Annotated in this window: 1 protein-coding gene; it reads right to left on the bottom strand. The window is 52.9% G+C overall.

The annotated features are described in order from the left end of the window. Window positions 1–11 precede the first annotated feature (11 nt). Window positions 12–1,240 (bottom strand): IS3 family transposase gene (locus ACOTXI_RS24210; RefSeq protein WP_089541817.1). Its coding sequence is split into 2 segments (ribosomal slippage): window positions 12–925 and window positions 925–1,240, totalling 1,230 coding nucleotides; the frame shifts between segments, so codons are not numbered across the junction. Between the last annotated feature and the right edge of the window lie 91 nt (window positions 1,241–1,331).

Genomic DNA, 1,331 nt, shown 5'->3' with positions numbered 1-1,331 from the left:
TGGATTTGCCCCTATATTTCCAGACACCTGTTATCACTTAACCCATTACTGGCCTGCTGCCGCAGATATTCCCGTGGCGAGCGATAACCCAGTGCACTATGCGGATGCCATTCGTTATAATGCTCGAACGCCTCTGCAAGGTTCTTTGCTGCCGTTAACCCGTCTGGTTTAGGCATGATACTGATGTAGTCACGCTTTATCGTTTTCACGAAGCTCTCTGCTATGCCGTTACTCTCCGGACTCCGCACCGCCGTGTTCTTCGGTTCAAGCCCCAACATCCGGGCAAACTGCCGTGTTTCATTAGCCCGGTAGCATGAACCATTATCCGTCAGCCACTCTACTGGAGACGCCGGAAGCTCGTTGCCGAAGCGGCGTTCCACCGCTCCCAGCATTACGTCCTGTACTGTTTCACTGTCGAAGCCGCCCGTAGTGACTGCCCAGTGCAGTGCCTCACGGTCACAGCAGTCCAGCGCGAACGTGACTCGCAGCTTTTCTCCGTTATCACAGCGGAACTCGAACCCGTCAGAGCACCATCGTTGATTGCTTTCTTTCACGGCCACTTTGCCAGTATGTGCCCGTTTCGATGGCGGTACAGCGGTTTTTCGCTCAAGCAACAGCGCATTCTGGCGCATGATCCGGTAAACACGTTTGGCATTGATCGCAGGCATACCATCAAGTTCGGCCTGTCTGCGAAGCAGCGCCCATACCCGACGATAACCATACGTGGGCAGCTCTCCGATAACATGGTGTATACGGAGAAGCACATCCGTATCATCTGAGTGACGGCTGCGGCGACCATCTTTCCAGTCATCGGTTCGTCTGAGAATTACGTGCAACTGCGCACGCGACACCCGGAGACAACGGCTGACTAAGCTTACTCCCCATCCCCGGGCAATAAGGGCGCGTGCGCTATCCACTTTTTTGCACGCCCGTATTCAACGGCTTCTTTAAGGAGTTCATTTTCCATCGTTTTTTTGCCGAGCAGGCGCTGGAGTTCTTTAATCTGCTTCATGGCAGCAGCAAGTTCAGAGGCAGGAACGACCTGCTCTCCTGCGGCCACAGCAGTAAGACTTCCCTCCTGGTATTGCTTGCGCCAGAGAAATAACTGGCTGGCTGCCACACCGTGTTGCCGGGCAACAAGGGAGACCGTCATTCCCGGTTCAAAACTCTGCTGAACAATAGCGATCTTTTCCTGTGTAGTACGCCGTCTGCGTTTCTCCGGTCCTAAGACATCAATCATCTGCTCTCCAATGACTAGTCTAAAAACTAGTATTAAGACTATCACTTATTTAAGTGATATTGGTTGTCTGGAGATTCAGGGGGCCAGTCTA

It is taken from the genome of Enterobacter cloacae complex sp. BZL2005 (genome assembly GCF_049238885.1).
Classification (GTDB): Bacteria; Pseudomonadota; Gammaproteobacteria; order Enterobacterales; family Enterobacteriaceae; genus Enterobacter; species Enterobacter roggenkampii.
This window is presented reverse-complemented; position numbering and strand designations above follow the sequence as displayed.